The sequence below is a fragment of the Pseudomonas sp. LAP_36 genome (genome assembly GCF_019456785.1).
GTDB classification, from domain to species: Bacteria; Pseudomonadota; Gammaproteobacteria; order Pseudomonadales; family Pseudomonadaceae; genus Aquipseudomonas; species Aquipseudomonas tritici.
The window spans coordinates 1-225 of the sequence record NZ_JAHZMS010000045.1 but is presented as its reverse complement, the minus strand read 5'-3'; the positions used below and the strand labels follow the sequence as shown (position 1 = coordinate 225).

At 55.1% G+C, this 225-nt stretch carries 1 pseudogene; it reads left to right on the top strand.

The window, feature by feature from the left end:
• Positions 1 to 2 precede the first annotated feature (2 nt).
• Positions 3 to 225: pseudogene (locus JBO08_RS28050) on the top strand (glycine cleavage system protein T); the annotation flags it as partial.

Sequence of the window (225 nt, the reverse complement as noted above, 5' to 3'; positions counted from 1 at the left end):
AAATGGTCGATTTTGGCGGTTGGGATATGCCTCTGCATTACGGCTCGCAAGTTGAAGAGCACCATCAGGTGCGACGCGACTGCGGGGTGTTCGATGTATCTCATATGACCGTGATTGATGTCACAGGCCTTCAGGCCAAGGAATGGCTCCAGCACCTGCTGGCCAATGATGTCGATCGTTTGCATGGCTGCGGCCGTGCGCTTTACAGCGCCATGCTCAATGAGC